This window comes from Phyllobacterium sp. GQ127 (assembly GCF_059758635.1).
On the sequence record NZ_JCAXDZ010000011.1, the window covers coordinates 30,480 to 47,341 of the forward strand.

Below are 16,862 nucleotides of genomic sequence, written 5' to 3' on the forward strand. Positions count from 1 at the left end.
TCTGCCGCCTGCGTGACGGAGGTTATGACCTTCATCATGCCAAGCTGGCGGGTCATTACGGTTACTTCTTTGAAGGACCTTTCTTCCATGTGGCGGTGAACGACTCCCGCCGGAATCGGTTGCTAGTCAATCCGATCTATTTGACCGTCGTGCAAAGAAAAAACACCGTCCTGACCGCCCTGTTGGTTAAAGTCCTTCTCCAACTCGTCCCACCGTCCCAGTAGTCCACCGCAAGTGCTGCAATATATAGGAGTATGACTTGCCACGTCTTCGGGTATTTCCAGATAAATCGTGCCGCAATCCTTGCAATCTAATTTGTGATCGAGTCTTTCCATTGTGTTTCTCCCCGTCGAAATAAATCATCTCATCGCTTGGGGTGAGACTGGTGCGATCGAGCGCACGCGCACGCGCTATATCAATCAAACTCATTTCCCGGTTCATCGCCAGAGAGCTCAGGGTGCTTACGCAATCGACGCCTCTGTCAAAAAAGGTCATAACGGCGCGAGCCAGGCGATCCCCTTGTACATCAGGATTGCTTCCGATCTGTTCGAAAGCCAGTTTGTAGGCCTTGGCCATGATATCCCAGTCGGCGGACGTATATTTATTTGCATAGATATTTGTTCTGAAAGGCATAATAAAATGCTCCTCGCGTTTGGGCGGGAGCACAGATGATCTCTCAACATCGAATGCCGAAATCATGTCTCGATGCTGTTCTGACTCTACTCCTTTGCTGGAAAGAGTCCATCGTCTCGATAATAAGGAACTAACAGCTTCGCGGTGGGTTGTATGCCAAACCCGAAGGCGACGTTGTGAATGAGAACAATCCAAAGCAAAAGCGCGACAGCGTGAAAAACCTGCGCAATCAGATTCATGAAGCTCAGTTCATGGATGCATGAACTGCTGAACCGGTTGGATAAGGCCGAGAATAAGCAGGGATGAATGAAGTCATTTCGCCTGTCGTTAATCCAGTGCCTTGGTGGCGACCGCCTTCCTCTTCTCAACGCGGGCCCGCCAATTTGTCGCACGACTGTCTTTACTCTTTCTGCTTTCCAACGATTTCTCGCGGTTAGCGGCCAAAGTGCTGAGAAGGCAGACCTCCTGGATACCCCGATCAAAGAACCCTGTAATCGTCCGGGCCAGTCGTTCACTGTGTTCATGTTTTTTGGGATGGCGGTCCAAGCTTTGGGATGCCAAGTGATGGGCTTCAGTCAATATTTGCGATTGAGTGCTGGTATATCCATGTTCTCGGGATATTTGGAAAAGCATGGGTTCTCCTGAAGCTGCACGTTACGGTCTGCCGTCGGTGATCCTCCACGACCCCGACGACATGACTGAAATGCGATGGGCGTGCGGTTGTTCCACTTCACGTTATTTTGCTCGCGGTCACGCTTCTTAGCCGTGATAACCAACCAGCATGCGCGTACAGCGCGGCACCCAACTCCCTCTTCTGCTTTGCTCAGGCGTGCTCCATTCTCCGTCAAACGCTTTAGAATGCACTCGGCGTTTCGCTGTTCTGCAAACATAAAGACGGTGTAGCGCTCAGGATGAACGTAAACGGTCCGGTGCAAGCGATGGCAGTCGAGTTGTTTGGACAGGAACTCCACCTTGTCAAAATGCAGTTTCACATCCTCGCAATGCAGCGCGACCTGAAACGGATACTCCTTGTCGATCAGGGTGGGTGGCGGTTCGCCTCTGCTTCGGGCCATTTCAGTGCTTTGAAAGCTTTGGCTTCCAGCCACGGGCAAAACCGAAGCCCATGACAAGCGAGGCATATTCCAGTTCCTTGATAAGGAAACTGCGTCTTCGACCAGCTTGGCAATAGCGGCAACCGTTCCTGTCCAGATGCGGGGCTAGTTGTTACCTCGTTAGTGACACCCTGGTGACACAAGCCAAATTCAATTTTGCCGAAAAGACCGTAAGTTGCTGGTGTTATTGGTACACCCGACAGGATTCGAACCTGTGACCTCTGCCTTCGGAGGACAGCGGCGGCCAACTATACCTTCAGGGGCTATGCCGCGAATGCAAACCCTAATCCCACCCGGTGTAATAATAAAGGATGCTGGCGCCGCTTTTGCAACGTAAAGCGTATTCTAAATTTTTAATGTGGTCAACACTTCATGCAAGAAGATTAGCCATTGTAGAATTTTAGGCACCAATCAATTTTACTGCAAGCTCCTTGTTTGGATGTGATGCGATAACAGCCGATCTACATCTATAGTAAAAATAGGGCGGTTAACGCGCGCGAAAGTATAACGTTGCCGCCATAAACTCGAAGGGGCAGCCTTGGTTTTGCACCCGTGGGGGTGAAACGCGTTTGGCAAACGTGTGTGACGGTGGAATTGAAACTGATCTGCACAACGACGTTGACAGTCGAAGAACTCACGGCGAATTACGCCTGCCGGCACAACGAGATTCCTCTAGCGATTTTCATGAAAATAATGAGGTAAATCTGTCAACGCACAGGAGAGTGACGCGGACTGCGAAAGAAAACGCAGCGGGAAATTCTGATGGACCCAGTGGATAACCGGACAGAGAAGTTGGCGGCGCAGACGGCACAAACCTGTGTCGCATTGCAATTGTTCCGGACCAACATCAAGGAAGAACGATGAAACAATGCTCCTCTTACCAGAATAGAAGCCGCGTTACCGTGAGCGCCGGTGTCAGGGCCGCAAAAGTCTCTGTCTGTCCGCTCTCAGACTAATGGTAATGCCTTCCGCGTTCCAGCTTCTATTTATTTCGCCATTGAGTTGGGTGCTTACTGTTGCCTTTTCAAGCTGTGTACCGAAGCCTGTGTGGTGCGGTGGAACAACGGTGGGGCCACCGCTTTCCATCCATTCGAGGAAAAGATTATCGCCCTGTGTGACGCACTTGATTTTGATGGTGCCGTCAGGTGTGGACAACGCTCCATATTTGGCGGCATTGGTGGTAAACTCGTGCAACAGCAACGCCATACTCGTTATAGCAGATCCACAAATATCCATGTCTGGTCCAGATATTTCATACCTGCTGCCAGGATCACCCTGGGGGACTACATAGGGTTTCATGACTATGTCGATCAAATCGTGAAGCGTCGTTGAGTGCTCCGGGTGGTCACCCGAGGTCGAAGAGTGGGGCACAGTCAGATTGTGGGCTCGGGAAAGGGCACCCAGCCTCTGACTGGCAGTTGCAGCAAGTTCAGCGGGCGTCGTAGCGAAACGAGCACTTAATGACACTATCCCGCTGGCAAGCGCGAACAGATTCTTGATCCGGTGATCCATTTCACGCATCAGCATATGTTGCTGTTGCTCGGCACGCCTTCGATCCGTGATATCTCTGGCAATCTTCGACGCCCCGATGATCGTTCCCCGTTGATCGCGCACCGGAGATGTCGTTAGAGAAACCTCCACGAGACTGCCGTCCTTGCGCCTGCGGATCGTTTCAAAGTGTTCTGTGCGCTCACCACGACGAATGAGGCCAATGATATGTTCTTCTTCACTGTGCCGTTCGGTTGGAATAATCATTAGGATTGGCTTACCGATCACTTCATCTGCCGCATAGCCGAACAACCGCTCGGCGGCCAGATTCCAGCTGGTGATAATCCCGTTCAGATCTTTCGACACGATCGCATCGTCAGACGATTCAACAATGGCCCGGTAACGTTGTGCAGCCTCATTGATGGCGGCGCGCGCTGTCAGATCGACTAGCACATTGATCGCACCAAGCAATTTTCCCGAATCATCCAGGATTGGCGTCGGAAACGGTTGAAACGGAATGCGCGTGCCGTCGGGACGCTCGGCGATCGCTTCATATCCTCTGTTGGGCAACCCCTCCCGCAGGGCCAATGCCATCGGACACTCGTGATGCGGCAATGGTCGACCGTCTGGCCAATAAAGTTTCCATGAACCGCAGAACTCGCTTTTTCCAAGCTCTGGCCTCACGCCCCAGAAAGCCGCTGCAGCTTCATTATAATAGGTTATTTTGCCGTCCCGGTCAGTCGTATAAACCGCCTCGGGAAGCGTGTTCAACACTTGCTCCAACGTAAAAAGGCCAAAGCCTGAGACACTCTTCAGCGAAACCGAATCCGACGTTTTATTATTCTGCAGCATCGTATTCTTGGTTGGTTACTTGTTAATCGAGAATTTAGACCGTTGCGTCGATGTTATCGCAACAAACGAGAAAAGAAAGTGCAAAGCTATCCAGCGCCATCGTTCGGACATTTGGGAAGAGCTTAGTTGTCCGAATGCCCTCTTACCTCTCAGGCGATACGTACCGTGTCAACGATAATGCAGCGGTAAGATTCACCCTGGCTACAAGGCGCTTATCGAAGCTCTAAAACATGATCATACTTTGCTGGCAGGTACCGCTGCCAAGCACTTGGCCCCGTCCCGAAAAGCAATCTTTGGTCCGCAGTGGAGCGAGTCAAACTTCGCAAACTTTACCCCACCAGTTCTTACGAAGAATTACTTTTGGCGTTTCCAAGCCGAACACTTGAACAGATTGCTCGAGCCGTTAGCTACTACCGGATAGCGCGGAAGCACAAACCGTACAACCCAACAGGAATTCCACCTCTGGATCAAGTGCGGGACAGTGCTTTGAGTTCAAATTAACGATCAGCCTTGGGAAAGCGCGGATCCCGCGTCTATCGGCTGGTCTGTTGAAGGCTTAAACCAGGCTCAGAACTATGCTTTTCCTGCCCCGCTTTCATGATGGCTTCTCGGAAATCAGCCGAAGGCCAAAGGCAGCCAACAACGTGCCAATACCCCGCTCGATCCAGCGCCCGAAACGCTCATAGGGCTCTCGGACCGGGCGGCTCGACAACAGCAGGATGGCGAAACCGTACCAGGCAATTTCGAGGATGAATCCGCCAGCAAGGATCACGGCCTTAGCCCAAAGAGCGCTTTCCGGGGGAGCTGCCACGACGTAAAGGCCTATGAAGAAGGCAATACCTTTGGATTGGACAGGTTTACTAACGACCCCATACGGAGGCCGCGCTTCAAACTGCCGGAAGTAGCCTGTTCCTCTATCGCATCTTCCACTCCGTCTGAAAGCCACGCCATCATGCCGACGTAGATGAGATAGCAACCGCCCGCGATCTGAACAAAGCTTGCTAGCCACCCCACTCGCGTCAAGATCAGGGCAAGTCCAGTCATGGACAAGACGGCATATAGAGTTGCCGCAAATGCCAGTCCAAATGTTGCACCGATTGCCGTGGAGCGCGCACCCGAGACGGCAAGCCGACTGATCAATGCAAAATTCGGGCCGGGGCTCACCACCACTGCCGCGCATAGGCTAAGTGCGGTCAGGATGGCCGCCATTTCTGTCCCCATTTGTCACTCCCAATAGTGCTCGCGAAAATACCAAAAAGTTGGAATTTTTCCCTTGAGTGTTGCAACGCAAATGCCCCACTGGTGCTCAGGCAGCGAATTTGCCGAAATCTATTCGGTTGTCCAGATCGAGATCGAACCGGCCGTAAGGATTAACGTGAGTGTAGATCAGTGGCCGCTATGGCAGAAACGTGGATCACCCGTGAGTCATCAGCATGATTGTTCGCTATGCGCCGCGATCGCTTGCTGCAGTCACAGGCAATTCTGCGCAAATGCTGCTCGCTGAGTGTTCACGCCCGAGTTTGGCATAATCTTGACGCTCATTGGCACTTTTCGCCCGTTGCCGTTTCAGATTGGCATACGGCATAACGCAGCCAACCAAACTGGAGCAGAAATGGCTGTGGCGAGTACGGAACTTCTAAGAGCGGTGCAGATCTATTTCGACGCCCTGTATACCTGCGACTTGGTTTTGTTCGACCAGGTTTTCGATAAACACTGCAGTCTTTTTGATGCCGACAAAGGGGTAATCGCGGTTGATCCCGTTGCCCGGTGCGAGTTTACCGCTAGAACTTTCGTTTCACCCATTCGATTCAGCCGCTGCTTAGCCTTATTTCCGCCGAGGCTGCGGTGTCGCTACTGTAAAATTCTACAGTAGCGACAGTTGTGTCGGGACGATAGGAAGATGGATGTTAAAACACATCTATGGAGCACGACATGGAAATCTCGCATGTAACGTTTGAATTCCTGCCGGAGGATCATCCCGATCGGTTGGAAAACACGGCTCTGTCGAAGAAAATCATCGCGAAACTGCACAATGCGTTGTTCACCCGATTGACCGATTTCGACAATATGACCGACCGCGAGATGCTGCGTGACCCGGGAATAGGCTCCCGCGAAATCAAGGCTGTCAGAGAAGCACGTGCCCAACTGGTCCTTCCCGAAGTCAGCAACTCTTCGGATTGACTGGAATCCGGCCGGGCCGGCGTTCTTCTGATTGCTATAACGCCGCTTTGGCATCGGTTCTTGTAAAATCATCGCCGACATAGAACAGCGGGCAACCGTGCCCCATCGCCGCCTCATAGGCGAAACAGTCGCCGAAGTTCAGCGCGGCCGGATGAACGCTCTTTCCCCAACGCCCATAGCGTCCGCAATCCGGCGCACCGACATTTCGAAGGGTTTCATCCAACTGCTTCGCGAAAGTGGCTTTACGGCCGATTTGCTGGACCCGCTGACCGACGACCTCGCCGACCCGCGGTAAACCTGGACCGGTGGCCGACTGTACGTCTCAGTCAGAAAGGGCGACGGCGCGGACGTGTCCACACACACACGGCAGTGCTGCCGTGCCGCGGCGGTACGTCGAGACATATTGGCGTGAACCTGCACTGCGATCCGCAGGCACACACGCCGGCTGGATCGTCGGCAACGTATGTCAGTACATCGGGAAGCCCGATGACCGGTGGCTGAGCCTTCGGGCGAGTCGGTTGTGACGCACACGGGCATGGATGGAGGGTGTCTTTGAGGACGGAACATTGGTCTTGTTGTGAATCCATCAAAGAGCATCTGGTTGAAAGGAATTTCGAATACATTTGCATTCGAGGCCGCTTCCATGATCTCCTGGTCTCGAAATGCTCAATCCATCGCTTGCTTGGACCAAGCGGTTGATGACGAATGCGCCCGCTACTTGGTTTGTCTTGATGACCGGAGATTCAGAATAGCCCAACCAGAAACTGACGCATGAATCGTATCCGCCCATTATCATCAGATCAGAATTTGGAAAGGTCCTGTGCGACACTCAGGTTCAATGCCTCGGCAAGTTCACGCGCGGCACGATTATTCGCATCGCGCGCTGCCCGAGTGGCCACAAAACGCTGTCTCGGCGAATCATAGTTCGACGTCACAATTCGTGTCCCCTTGCCGACGACCTGCCCGTCTGACGTTCGCGTCAGGACGTAGGTGCCGGTCATACGGATCAAACCTGCTGTCGGCTGACCTGATCTGTCATTAGGTGCATTCTGGATAAGTGCCAGAGAAAGGTCCTTCGAACTCACACCGAGCTGCAGTGAATATGCAGGGCTTGCTGGCTGGCCCGCTCCTCCCGCAAAAAGAAAGATCATATGGTTACGCACTTCCTGCGTAACGCGGTCGCCAGGCTGGTTGATGGAAACGCTCGCAAGCTTGGAGCGCAGGCTGCCATTGACACCAACGCTGCTGCCGACAGCAGGCGCGGCATCCGAATAGAGCGGCCGCACATGGCAACTGCTTGCAATCAACGCCAGCCCTACAACGCATAAGGACAACAAACGCTTGGAGCCAAAGCCCTGCATCCAACGATCAGACAACGACATTGATGATCCTCTGCGGTACAATGATGACTTTCTTCGGCGAATTGCCATTCAACGCTGCCTGTACAAAATCAAGCTCAAGCACGGCTTTTCGACCGTCAATTGATCCGCATCGCGGGCAATTGTTTAATCCCGCACTTGTTAGCGTCGATCTGTATGGTAACGGGCCATAAAAGAACCGACCAGTTTCCTGTCCGGTTCTTGGCAGTTCGGTCGGAATTAGAATTTGTAGCCGATACCAATACGAATGTCGTTCGTGGTGATTTTGTTCGACACATCCGCAACACCGCCGAGATCGTAGTCTTTTTTGCCAAAGTCAGTGTAGCGATACTCGACGCGACCAATGATGCTTTGTGTAAGCTTGGCTTCTGCACCGACACCGGCTGTCCAGCCAACGTGAGTCTTGCTTTCGCTGCCCAGAGGCCCGGACAGCTTGTTGTTGGTAACCGCAACGCCGCCTGTACCATAGAGCAGAACAGGATCAACAGCGATACCGGCACGAGCGCGGATAGAGCCTTCAACACCTTGCTTGGCGCTGTACCCGAAGCTGTTGTCCTTGGCACCGGAATAACCGATGTCACCTTCCACACCGTATACGAACTGTCCGTTCTGGAAGTTGTAACCCCCATAAGCACCACCCTTCAAGCCGTCGGCGTCAAGCTTGCCTTGACTGGACTTATTCTTGTTCCAGCCGTAACCGCCGTAAACACCGAGATAGGCACCTGTCCAATCAGGCTGAGGCACATGGTACACAGCTTCGGGGGCAGGAGCCTGTTCATGGATGATGTCAGCAGCGAGACCCGGGGCGGTGAGCGTGAGCACAGCCACCGAAGCGAGGGTTGTCGTCCTAAGAATGCGCACGGCAATCTCCTTATTTAAACTTTCATGGAACGGGCACCCGGTGCGGATAAATCGACACTTGCGCCCACAGAACGACGCTATAATCGCCCCTTATTGTGGAGACTTGCGCCAGAGTGCGGAAAGAAACCATCGAGACAACGACGGGGATGTGCGGGTATGCAGTACTCTGTCGATGAAAATAATTTCAGCAAAATGAAGTATTGAGGGGGAATTTTACCGGACTGGTTTGCAGCAAAACCATTGTCGCGGTGTTTAAGTCAGCCTGCGCAGAATTGCATAGAGACCTGATCCTGACCGCAGGACGGTCTTCTTCAGGCAACGATTGCTTGCCGTCTGGGGTGTTTCCGACGGCGCTCTTCTGCCAGAAAGATCGCGGGTCGCAGAGCAAAGGGTAACGCGATGTGAACCGTCCCAGACCATGCTGTAACATTATGGTTAGACGACGAAGTTGCCCCTGACACTGGCACATGATTGTAAACGGGACCAACGATCAAACGTAAACAACTGTAGATCGACATACTAGAATTAATTGATGTTTAAAAAATGCGCCTCGCTCGATCAGAGACGTCGGTGAGCCGACTTGACAAGGTTTCTTTGGGACCAAGTAACCGGCGGACATTCTACGCAAGCACGCGCATCGCCCGACAAAAATCTACCAGGAAAAAAGAAACCAGGAGTTTTCCGGAGACAGTTCAGGAGAACCTTACGATCAGCCAAAGACGCGGAACCCGCTGAATTGGATGGCCGATCTCCATCCGATTTGCAAGAACTGGACGAACAGTTGTTTGCGAATCAAGCGGTGATGAACAACCTCCCAATAACCGGGACCACCGAGGAACAACCAAAAACAAGACGACTTAGAACACAGGCAGCATGTTGAACCGGACGAAGGCGCGAGCAGGAAGAAGGGCAAACCGAGTATCAGGATCCCGTTAGTCCTCGCAAACCTGAGGACCAACAATCTGGCGCTGAAGTGCTGTTGGGTATACCATGGTGAAGGCCTGCTATTCAGATAGATTGTGAAGAGCCCATGCATGAACTGCGATCGCCACTCACATGTCAGGAATGCGGCTCAGTGTTTACGCGTATACTTGAAGAACTGTATCCGGAATCACCGGTCCATTGTCGGGAGTGTGGCGCTTTCATTTGCTCTTGGCGTGACATCGTTCAAGACTCGCGGGAAAATCCACCAGACCTTTAGGCTGCGCCGACAAAACCTGCAGTATGCGGTTGCCTAGCGAGGGCAGATCTTTTGCATGAGGCTGCGGGCCACGCGACCGCACCGTCAGATGGGGACGGCACTGGAGATATCCACGAGATGTTTGGCGAGGTTACGATGTCCTCAACGATGCGTTCGGGATCGCATACATGGTCAACTGCAGCGCACGGTTCGATCGCTACCAAAGTGTCCGACGGGTTCGACAACGGATTTCCCGTTCGGCGTGCCGCTTGCGAGCGGCAGGCTGCAAGGGAGGCTGCGCCGCGGCTGACGCCGCGCCCGTGCACCCTTTCCCCTTTGCGGCGTTTCGGGGAGTGTTCCGCAACTTGTGCGGAAGAGAGAGTGGAAAACGGCAAGCCGGAAGGCGGCGGGAGAGAAAAATGGATAAGGCAGACATAGAAGAGTTACGCAGCCGAGTCGGCTGTGCGGCAGTGCTTGAGACAGATGGCTTTGCGATCGATTTGAAGCAAAGCACGCGCAAGGCGCTGAAATATCGCCGTGGCGACGACATCATCATCGTCATCCACGATGGCAAGGGCTGGTTCGATCCGCTATCCGACGCCAAGGGTGACGTCTATTCGCTTTCACAGCATCTGGACGGCTGCGATTTCGTGGAAGCATTTGTACGGGTAGCCTCCCTGGCTGGCTTCGCGCCGAGCGAACCGGAATGGAAGCAGCAGGCTGAGACACCGGATCGGTCTGTCGCGGAACGATGGACGAGGCAGCGCAAACCGTGGCACGGATCGGCGACCTGGCGCTACCTGCGCGACGAGCGGCATCTCCCAGAGCGGGTGATCCGTACCGCTATCTTCCAAAACCATCTGCGGGAGGGACCGCAGGGCAGCATGTGGGCTGCGCACACAGACGCGATCGGTATCGTCACCGGCTGGGAGGAACGGGGATCCGAGTGGCGCGGCTGGCGGCAACAAGCTGCTGTTCCGGTTCGGTCAGCAGCAGGCTCGCCGCATGTGCGTCACCGAAGCGGCGATCGACGCCATGAGCCTCGCCACCATCGAAAACACTCGGCGCGATACGCTTTATGTCAGCACTGGCGGCGGCTGGTCGCCGGCCACCGATGCTGCCATCCGTCAATTGGGCAAGCGTCCGGATGTCCGGCTTGTCGCGGCCACTGACGCCAACCCGCAAGGAGAAGCGTTCGTGTCGCGGCTGCGTGATCTTGCCGGCGAACTCTCCTGTGACTTCGAGCGGTTGAAGCCGGCCGCAGCCGACTGGAACGCGATGCTGCAGGCGGCGGCGTCCGTTTGAAGGTTTGATAGCCTTTCATCGTTCCGCGCGGGTCGTGCCCGCCAATGTCCTTTGGAAATCGACCATGTCGATACGCAGGGGGTGCGCTGAGTCGGCGCTCGGCTCGGTCCTCACAGCCTCAATTGTCGATTGCCAAGGTAAATTACCCTTGAGATCGTATAACCCATTGATATCCAAGAGGCCAATTTTAGAAGACGTCAGCAAAATTACTTTTTTGCCAAGGTATTTTATCGCTACCATCGGACATGGTGCCGCCCTACCAGTCGATCGCTTCGCCTATAACATTTGTGACTCGCTAAAGTTATTATTTGGCAACTTTGAAAACGTCAGTCGCAGACCTATCAATAAGGACAATCTGGATGCCGGACAATCACGGACACATCCAGGAACCGCAGGCCGGAGAACAGATTAGTCTCCGCGGAGCGGCGGATCGCGGAAAAGCTCGACAATATCGCCACCCCGGCGGCAAATGCGGGCTGGGCAGCGAGGATCGTCGCTTCCTTGTCCCCTCGGGTTAATATCGTGTCGGCCGCTTCGGCTTCGTCATCGATCCGGAGCGACACGCCGTCTATGGCGGTCCGTCGATCTTTGTTAACTGGCAGGGAAGACCAGCGTGAAGGTGGAGCCCGCCCGCCGGGCGCAGCTCTTCCGCATGGAGGAAGCTCGCCGGAAAATGCAGCGTCAGTTGAACATGATCGACCGGCAGATCACGCGGCGCATGACGGCGCTGATACCACAATTGCATCCGCGCCAGACCAAGTATCGGCGGGGAAAGTCGCCCGATCCAGGGCATTCCTCGAACGGTATCGGGCCAATCCGGCTGCCATTACCGCGGAGCGTCAGCCGGAAATCGCCGCCTTGACGCGCAAAATGGCACGTCACGAAAGTGCCGTAGCGGCGTTGCGGGCGCAGCTTCAACCGGACGAGCTGTGTGAGTAAAGCGGGATGTCGTTCTTGTCGCAGGCCGGCATTCATCCGTGGCGGTGATGCTGGACGCAACCACGGTGGCACAACAGCGCCGTCATGCCGTGGGTACCTTTCGGTAGGGCGGCAGGCCATCGAACACCATGGCGGAGCGGGTCGACTGGACGCGTGCCGTTGTCGTAGACCTCCCCTTGCCGGTCTTCCCGGCGGGTTTGCTGCGGTCTGAGCCAGCGGCTGGCCTCTATCGCGCCGCAGGGCGGCCGGAACCCCGTCGGTCTCGGCAAGGCCGGCCCGCGTCCCGCGCAGGGACCCGTGAAGGACTGCCCCCGCTTCGTCGCAAGCCGGCCTCGCTCGCCTGGCAGGGTCCGGACCGTGAAGCGTCCAGTTTCCGCCGGTCCCTTTCGACCGCACCCGCAGGAAAGAACGGCCGAGGGCCGATCACCTGAAGGGCATCGTTAGAAAGGAAAGCTCAATGTCCAGTTCAACTCGCTCCCCGAAGCCCAAGGCCCGCGTCGTCCCGCTCCGCAAGGGCACGACCCTCGAAATGGTCTGGCTCTGCTGCCCGGATGGCAACCAGGCCGCGCTCATTTCCGAAAGCTTCGGCCTCCCCCTCCTCGACAGCGACGGCATCCGTGACTTCCACCAGCGCAGCCTGATCGAAGGCGCTGACACCCTCTCCGAGGGACTTTCCGACAAGGCGATGCAGATCCGTCACCGAAGCGAAAGACGCTACGGCAAAGCTCGCTAACGACATTCGCGACGAGGATCTGGACGGTCCGGTCGGCTTCGACAGCAACGCGCAGCGCAAGCGCGAATTCGCCGCCGACATGGGTCTTCAGTCTCACGCCCTGCGCATGGCCGCCGAGGGTGCCGTCGCTGCCTACGAGCATATCGTCGGCGAAATCTGGAAGCCCTACGAGCGTCAGGTCGAGAACCCCGGCCAGACAGTCAGCAGCCAGGCAGCCGATCTCCAGATGGCGGCTCTTGGCTAACAGACCCCGGGCGGAGCCGAAGCTCCGCCCTCATCTTCCCAGATCGAGGCTGGCGTCCTTGCGGACGCCGGCCTCGATCTGGGTGGCCACCATCCAAATCCGACAAATGAGAGTGAAGGTGGAGGCCGCGCCAGTCGCGGCCTCGAATTGAGGTTCGAAAATGAGCAGGAAAAAGAGCAAATCCCGCGTCGATATCTACGCGAAGATCACCGACCGCATCGTCGCGGATCTGCAGAACGGCGTGCGCCCTTGGGTACAGCCGTGGAGCGCCGGGAATACGACGGGTCGCATCACACGACCGCTGCGCCACAATGGTCTACCCTATCAGGGCATCAATACGCTGCTTCTCTGGTCGGAGACAGTGGCGAGATGGTTCGTCTCTCCCACCTGGATGACGTTCAAGCAGAGCGTCGAACTCGGCGGTCATGTCCGCAAGGGCGAGACCGGCTCCATGGTCATCTATGCCAGCCATTTCACCCGCACCGAAACAGATGCGAAAGGCGAGGAAGTCGAACGGGGCATTACCTTCCTCAAGGCCTACACCGTGTTCTGCGCCGATTAGATCGCCGATCTGCCGGCGCAATATTACGGCAATCCCGCGCCGGTCGCCGATCCGGTGGAGCGGATCGAGCACGCGGATGCCTTCTTCACCAATACCGGGGCTGTCATCCGCCACGGCGACGACGAGGCATTCTTCAATCCGACGCTCGATATCGTGCAGATGCCGCCCTTCGAGAGCTTTCGCGATGCCCCGAGTTACTATGCGACGTTAGGGCATGAGCTGACCCATTGGGTCGGCTCGGAAAAGCGGCTGGATCGCAACCTCTCCCGCTATCACAAGGATCGCTCCTTCAGGGCGCACGAAGAGTTGGTCGCGGATCTGGGGGCTGCTTTCTGGCGGCCGATCTCGGCATTGTCCCCGAGCTGGAGCCAAGGCCGGACCACGCCGGCTGTCTGGCGAGCTGGATTGGCATTCTCAAGAACGAGAAGCGCTTCATCTTCGCCGCGGCGGCGCATGCCCAGCGTGCTGTCAACTATCTGCACGATCTCCAGCCGGGTGCGACCCGGGTCGCGGAGGCGGCGTGATGCTGCGCGCTCCGAACGTCATGGGGGAGGGCGTTGAGAGCCTTCCTCGTTACGCTTGCGCGCGCTTTCGCTTGGCGCCGGCGTGCAATCCACCACACTTGCGTTGATGGCGGCACATGGTGCGATCGGCCCCATGCCCGATTGCGCTATTTTCGCAGACACCGGCTGGGAGCCACAGGCCGTCTACGATCATCTCGCATGGCTGATGTCACCCAACGTTTTGCCGTTCCCGGTCCATATTGTTTCGGACGGCAATATTCGCGAGCAGTTAATCCCGGCCGGGCAGGGCAACCGCTGGGCCTCGATCCCCGCCTTCGCCAAGACCGTTACTCCGGCAGGCGCGATGGTCCCGGTCTTCGACGAGGACGAAGAGGGACCTGATCGAAATCGCTACACGTCAGACGACGACGGAGACGGTGTTGATCGGCATGATTCGCCGTCAATGCACCACCGACTAAAAGATTGTTCCAATCCGTCGGAAGGTGCGTGAGCTTGCGCGCCTGACGTGCAAACGCTCTCCTGCGTTTCCGGTCATCGAATGCTGGATAGGCATCTCGACGGACGAGATTGTGCGGGCAAAGTCGAGTTTCGAGGCGTGGCAGGTCAAGCGCATCCCGCTAATCGAAAAGCGCGTGTATTGGTTGCCCTGTTCACAGCAACGCCATGTGGCGATCCATGCGTGATCACGATGGTGCAGCCTGGGAGGATGCCATTGAGGTCGATCGTGCGCTGAGGACCGGGCTCAGGAGCATCCGCGGCGAGGAATATCTGCATCGATCATGCGTGCCTCTCGAGGATGTCGATTTGTCCACCGCAGCCGACCGCGGCCAGCTCGATCTCCGGCCGAATGAGTTCGAGGGCATGTGTGGTGTGTGAAGCCGGATTCATTCCGATAGACCGCCGGTTCTGCGATCGGACCAAAACCTGCCGCCTCACAGAACCCCGCCTGCACGGTCGCCTGTCTCGGTTGCCGACGAGAGCCGGATAGCCAATTTCTGACCGCTTTCCCCCAATCGCGGGCCATAGACGCAGCGTGGTTTCAATGCGTGGGTCAGCATGGCGCTTAGCGTCAGGCGGTTCTCTCGCTGATCTTCCACAGGATCTCCGTGTCGAAACCGGGTGCGGGACAATGAGACCGTGGTCCTCGCCTTTGGGATTCGAGACGGTGCGTGGGTTGACTGTGGTCGCGATTGGCGCCTGACCGAACGGTCGCTGTCTCGTGGCTACAACGCCGTCGACGGAAACGCCGGTCTTCATTCCGCTTTCCACAAAGGCCACGACCATCTGCGTCCTCGATGTGACTGGTCTGACCGAAGACCGATCCGCTATAGCGGGCTCTCGATCTTGTCCCGGCAACGGCCTTCACGACTTTCTTCCCCTGACGGCTGCGCCGCCATTCCCCGCGGATCAAGAAAGTCCCTCCCGGCCGCCTTCCACTTCGTTCCAGCCCTAAGGACCACCCCATTGCGCACGCGCAACGGGGACCCCGGTGGGTGCCAGTCGATCGCCTCCGGTCCACCGACCGTCATCGAGGTCGCGATGGGCGCGGCCCGAGTAACAAAGGAATGAGACACATGGCTGCCATCGGCACCTTCGCTTCCACCGGCAACGGCTTTAACGGTTCGATCAAGACTCTCAACCTCAACGTCAAGGCCAAGCTGGTCCGCATCGAAAACCCCTCCGACAAAGGACCGCACTTCCGCATCTTCTCCGGCAATGTCGAACTCGGCGCCGCCTGGCAGAAAGTCTCCGCAGAAGGCCGCGACTACCTCTCGGTCAAGCTGGACGATCCGAGCTTCCCGGCTCCGATCTACGCCACCCTGATCGAGGTGGAAGGCGAGGAAGGTCTGCAACTGATCTGGTCCCGCTCCAACCGGGACTGATCGCCCCGACAGAGGATCCGCCCGCACGGGCGGGTCCTCTGTCGTATGGAGAAGCCGGAACCAGACATCGAGCTTGGCTCCCGGTTTTTTTGCTGCTATCCGGCTTTTTAGGAGGCTTTCGCCCTGATACGAAACCTCATAGGCCGGACCGATCGGCCTATGAGGTTCGCCGAGCTCGGCGACTATGCCGCTGGTGACCGCCCGTTTGCGGGCCGTAACCGCGCATCCGTTTGCTGCGCAGCAGCTCCAGGAAGAGCTGCACGGCGTCTTCCGCTTTGTTGAAATGATGTTGCATGGCTTGGCCACGCGCGCCGATGCGCCCCCACCGCCGGGTCAGGCAGACGTCTCCGAACAGAGTCGCCTCGATCGACATAGCGTAAAACTGGGCCATATTCTTCGCGGGCTCCATTCGCTCGACGTAAAGCTTGTAGGGTTGCACGATTAGCGCGGGGCGTGTTTGACTATCACGCGCGAGCCAGACCGAGCCGGCTGTATCTCCTTCACCTCTGCGATCAGAATCGCGAGTGAACGGCGATTGCCCTGCGACTGAACCGCTCTGCTCAGAAAGGACTGACGTCGTCAGGATCAACGCTGTCACCGATTGCAGGAGCGGTCTGTCCGCCGAGCTTCGAAAGGCTGAATCCGAGCCTCAAGGCCGTCATGCCGTCTTCCACATTCTCGATGATTGCCTCGCCCTCGACCGCGCTCAGGCCCGACAGGGTGGATGACGGGTCGTAGGACTCGCAGTCGGGCGCAAGCTGCGCTCCGGTGCCCGGCATCCGTTTTAGGATATGACGGTCTCCAAACCGCGCGATATACATCGACACGCCTTCCATCTGGCAGAGACAAAATGGATGTTCACGACGCGAGTAGGCATCCGCCAGCCGGTCGTCGAGCGCAGCATCTGCGACATCAACATCGATCCCGCCCATGCGGATATGCCGGCTCATGATCTTCCGGCTCCAGCGGTCATCATCAGAATAGTC

16 protein-coding genes, 1 tRNA gene and 5 pseudogenes are annotated in these 16,862 nt (G+C 56.4%); 8 read left to right on the forward strand and 14 right to left on the reverse strand.

The window, feature by feature from the left end:
• Nucleotides 1-186: 186 nt before the first annotated feature.
• From AC6CHM_RS23795 to AC6CHM_RS23820, 6 genes are all read right to left on the reverse strand, one after another.
• Nucleotides 187-633 carry a hypothetical protein gene (locus AC6CHM_RS23795; protein WP_498175589.1) on the reverse strand — a complete coding sequence of 149 codons (447 nt, stop codon included), beginning with the start codon at nucleotides 631-633 and terminating at the stop codon, nucleotides 187-189.
• A 575-nt stretch (nucleotides 634-1,208) separates the two neighbouring features.
• Nucleotides 1,209-1,739, reverse strand: coding sequence for a hypothetical protein (locus tag AC6CHM_RS23800; RefSeq protein ID WP_498175591.1), 531 nt, complete (start codon nucleotides 1,737-1,739; stop codon nucleotides 1,209-1,211).
• A 194-nt stretch (nucleotides 1,740-1,933) separates the two neighbouring features.
• Nucleotides 1,934-2,009 (reverse strand) — tRNA-Arg (locus AC6CHM_RS23805).
• Between the two features lie 651 nt (nucleotides 2,010-2,660).
• Nucleotides 2,661-4,007 (reverse strand): PAS domain-containing HWE histidine kinase family protein, encoded by a 1,347-nt coding sequence (locus AC6CHM_RS23810; protein WP_498175679.1) that lies wholly within the window; start codon nucleotides 4,005-4,007, stop codon nucleotides 2,661-2,663.
• Between the two features lie 673 nt (nucleotides 4,008-4,680).
• On the reverse strand, nucleotides 4,681-4,896 hold the full coding sequence (locus AC6CHM_RS23815; RefSeq protein WP_498175593.1) for a hypothetical protein: 216 nt from the start codon (nucleotides 4,894-4,896) through the stop codon (nucleotides 4,681-4,683).
• A gap of 11 nt (nucleotides 4,897-4,907) precedes the next feature.
• Complete coding sequence (locus tag AC6CHM_RS23820; protein WP_498175595.1) at nucleotides 4,908-5,306, reverse strand: LysE family translocator; 399 nt, start codon at nucleotides 5,304-5,306, stop codon at nucleotides 4,908-4,910.
• Between the two features lie 711 nt (nucleotides 5,307-6,017).
• Between AC6CHM_RS23820 and AC6CHM_RS23825 the strand changes: the two genes are divergently transcribed.
• Complete coding sequence (locus AC6CHM_RS23825; RefSeq protein ID WP_498175597.1) at nucleotides 6,018-6,266, forward strand: hypothetical protein; 249 nt, start codon at nucleotides 6,018-6,020, stop codon at nucleotides 6,264-6,266.
• Between the two features lie 34 nt (nucleotides 6,267-6,300).
• On the opposite strand, the pseudogene AC6CHM_RS23830 reads toward AC6CHM_RS23825, so the two are convergent.
• From AC6CHM_RS23830 to AC6CHM_RS23840, 3 genes and pseudogenes are all read right to left on the reverse strand, one after another.
• A pseudogene (locus AC6CHM_RS23830) lies at nucleotides 6,301-6,444 on the reverse strand (type II toxin-antitoxin system VapC family toxin); the annotation flags it as partial.
• Between the two features lie 622 nt (nucleotides 6,445-7,066).
• Nucleotides 7,067-7,648: an LPS assembly lipoprotein LptE gene (locus AC6CHM_RS23835; protein ID WP_498175599.1), complete on the reverse strand. Its 582-nt coding sequence runs from the start codon at nucleotides 7,646-7,648 to the stop codon at nucleotides 7,067-7,069.
• A 216-nt stretch (nucleotides 7,649-7,864) separates the two neighbouring features.
• The gene (locus AC6CHM_RS23840) at nucleotides 7,865-8,506 is read right to left on the reverse strand and encodes an outer membrane protein (RefSeq protein ID WP_498175601.1); all 642 of its coding nucleotides are present in this window, start codon (nucleotides 8,504-8,506) and stop codon (nucleotides 7,865-7,867) included.
• A gap of 1,599 nt (nucleotides 8,507-10,105) precedes the next feature.
• Between AC6CHM_RS23840 and AC6CHM_RS23845 the strand changes: the two are divergent.
• Nucleotides 10,106-10,991 (forward strand): annotated as a pseudogene (locus AC6CHM_RS23845) (DUF3991 and toprim domain-containing protein).
• Between the two features lie 341 nt (nucleotides 10,992-11,332).
• Here the strand turns inward: AC6CHM_RS23845 and AC6CHM_RS23850 are convergent.
• On the reverse strand, nucleotides 11,333-11,554 hold the full coding sequence (locus AC6CHM_RS23850; RefSeq protein ID WP_498175603.1) for a hypothetical protein: 222 nt from the start codon (nucleotides 11,552-11,554) through the stop codon (nucleotides 11,333-11,335).
• Nucleotides 11,555-11,643: 89 nt separating this feature from the next.
• Here AC6CHM_RS23850 and AC6CHM_RS23855 point away from each other — a divergent pair.
• From AC6CHM_RS23855 to AC6CHM_RS23875, 5 genes and pseudogenes are all read left to right on the forward strand, one after another.
• Nucleotides 11,644-11,930: pseudogene (locus AC6CHM_RS23855) on the forward strand (hypothetical protein).
• A gap of 457 nt (nucleotides 11,931-12,387) precedes the next feature.
• A pseudogene (locus AC6CHM_RS23860) lies at nucleotides 12,388-12,907 on the forward strand (hypothetical protein).
• A 160-nt stretch (nucleotides 12,908-13,067) separates the two neighbouring features.
• Nucleotides 13,068-13,993: pseudogene (locus AC6CHM_RS23865) on the forward strand (ArdC family protein).
• A 55-nt stretch (nucleotides 13,994-14,048) separates the two neighbouring features.
• The gene (locus AC6CHM_RS23870) at nucleotides 14,049-14,483 is read left to right on the forward strand and encodes a hypothetical protein (RefSeq protein ID WP_498175605.1); all 435 of its coding nucleotides are present in this window, start codon (nucleotides 14,049-14,051) and stop codon (nucleotides 14,481-14,483) included.
• A gap of 185 nt (nucleotides 14,484-14,668) precedes the next feature.
• Complete coding sequence (locus AC6CHM_RS23875; protein ID WP_498175607.1) at nucleotides 14,669-14,869, forward strand: hypothetical protein; 201 nt, start codon at nucleotides 14,669-14,671, stop codon at nucleotides 14,867-14,869.
• A 56-nt stretch (nucleotides 14,870-14,925) separates the two neighbouring features.
• On the opposite strand, the gene AC6CHM_RS23880 is transcribed toward AC6CHM_RS23875, so the two are convergent.
• On the reverse strand, nucleotides 14,926-15,090 hold the full coding sequence (locus AC6CHM_RS23880; protein ID WP_498175609.1) for a hypothetical protein: 165 nt from the start codon (nucleotides 15,088-15,090) through the stop codon (nucleotides 14,926-14,928).
• 477 nt (nucleotides 15,091-15,567) lie between these two features.
• Between AC6CHM_RS23880 and AC6CHM_RS23885 the strand changes: the two genes are divergently transcribed.
• Nucleotides 15,568-15,876 (forward strand): DUF736 domain-containing protein, encoded by a 309-nt coding sequence (locus tag AC6CHM_RS23885; protein ID WP_498175611.1) that lies wholly within the window; start codon nucleotides 15,568-15,570, stop codon nucleotides 15,874-15,876.
• Between the two features lie 157 nt (nucleotides 15,877-16,033).
• On the opposite strand, the gene AC6CHM_RS23890 is transcribed toward AC6CHM_RS23885, so the two are convergent.
• Genes AC6CHM_RS23890 through AC6CHM_RS23900 form a run of 3 tightly spaced genes read right to left on the reverse strand, consistent with a single transcriptional unit; the run spans nucleotide 16,034 to nucleotide 16,826 of the window.
• Nucleotides 16,034-16,285 carry a WGR domain-containing protein gene (locus AC6CHM_RS23890; protein ID WP_498175681.1) on the reverse strand — a complete coding sequence of 84 codons (252 nt, stop codon included), beginning with the start codon at nucleotides 16,283-16,285 and terminating at the stop codon, nucleotides 16,034-16,036.
• 32 nt (nucleotides 16,286-16,317) lie between these two features.
• Nucleotides 16,318-16,440, reverse strand: a complete 123-nt coding sequence (locus tag AC6CHM_RS23895; RefSeq protein WP_498175683.1) for a DUF1173 family protein — start codon at nucleotides 16,438-16,440, stop codon at nucleotides 16,318-16,320.
• On the reverse strand, nucleotides 16,437-16,826 hold the full coding sequence (locus AC6CHM_RS23900; protein ID WP_498175613.1) for a DUF1173 family protein: 390 nt from the start codon (nucleotides 16,824-16,826) through the stop codon (nucleotides 16,437-16,439). The genes AC6CHM_RS23895 and AC6CHM_RS23900 overlap by 4 nt, the downstream gene beginning before the upstream one ends.
• Between the last annotated feature and the right edge of the window lie 36 nt (nucleotides 16,827-16,862).